This window comes from Martinezella lusitana, from assembly GCF_016901135.1.
GTDB lineage: Bacteria > Pseudomonadota > Alphaproteobacteria > Rhizobiales > Rhizobiaceae > Rhizobium > Rhizobium lusitanum_D.
The window spans coordinates 1-1310 of the sequence record NZ_JAFEVL010000004.1 but is presented as its reverse complement, the minus strand read 5'-3'; the positions used below and the strand labels follow the sequence as shown (position 1 = coordinate 1310).

Here is a 1310-nt window from a genome sequence, read left to right as displayed (position 1 = left end):
TTGGAAAGGCGGTGCACTTCGCCGAGCGGGATATAGACCGATTCGTTTTCGCGCAGCATCTGCACGTTCTCTCCGACCGTCACTTCCGCCGTGCCCTTGACGACGACCCAGTGCTCGGAGCGATGGTGATGCTTCTGCAGCGACAGCTTCTTGCCTGGTAGTACGAAGATGCGCTTGACCTGGAAGCGCTCGCCGTTCAGTACCGAGGTATAGCCGCCCCAGGGGCGATAGGATGTCGGATGCGTCTCGGTGAGCTTGGCGGTCTTCTTCTCGCTCGCCAAGAGCTTCACGAGCTTGCCGACTTCCTGGCTGTCCTTGAGATGGCCGACATAGACGGCGTCCTCGCCGGCGATAACGGCGATATCCTCGAGCCCCTGTACGGCGACATGGAGGCTATGCGACATGACGAGCGAATTCTTCGTATTGACCAGCGTCGTGGCGCCGGCGGCCACATTGCCGTTTTCGTCGCGCTTGCCGACTTTCCAGACCGCGTCCCAGCTTCCGAGATCGGACCATGTGAATGGAGAGTGAACGACGGCTGCATTTGCCGTCTTTTCCATCAAGGCGTAGTCGATGGAAATATCAGGGCTCTTGGAGAAGTGATCTGCATCCAGGCGGGTGAAATCGAGATCGCGTGTCGATTTGGAAACGGCCTTGCTGGCGGCCTTCTCGACCTCAGGTGCATATTCCTTCATCTCGGCAAGAAGCTGGGCAGCCGAGAACATGAACATGCCCGAGTTCCAGTAGAAGCTGCCGTTTGCAACCATCTCCTCGGCTTTTTCCAGCGCCGGCTTCTCGACGAAGCGCTTGACGGCGTGAGCACCGGTCGACAGCGCCTTGCCGCTTTCGATGTAGCCGTAACCGGTCGCGGGCTCGGTCGGCGTGATGCCGAAGGTGACGAGCTTGCCCTGGATTGCCGTATCGCGAGCCAGACGCACGCAATCGTAATAGGTCGCGTTGGCGTCGATCTCATAGTCGGAGCCGAGGACGTGCATGATCGCGTCCTTGCCGAAAAGATCGGTGATGAGTGCGGCGGCAGCGACGACGGCGGCAGCCGTATTGCGGGCGACCGGTTCCAGCAGCATGGCGGCCAGCTTAAGGTCCAGCTCGCGTGCCTGCTCGGCGACGAGGAAGCGGAACTCCTCGTTGGTGAGGACGATCGGCGCCTCGTAGAGCTCCGGATCCGAAACACGTTCCAGCGTGTTCTGAAACAGTGTCCTGTCGCCGATGAACTGGATGAATTGCTTCGGGGCGGAGGCGCGCGATAGCGGCCACAGACGCGTGCCCTTGCCACCTGCCATGATCACCGG

At 60.5% G+C, this 1310-nt stretch carries 1 protein-coding gene; it reads right to left on the bottom strand.

Annotated features, from left to right (window positions below; all coding sequences use genetic code 11):
* Window positions 1-1310, bottom strand: a 1310-nt coding sequence (locus JTP94_RS02710) for a mannose-1-phosphate guanylyltransferase/mannose-6-phosphate isomerase (RefSeq protein WP_204849034.1), incomplete at both ends; no start/stop codon positions are given.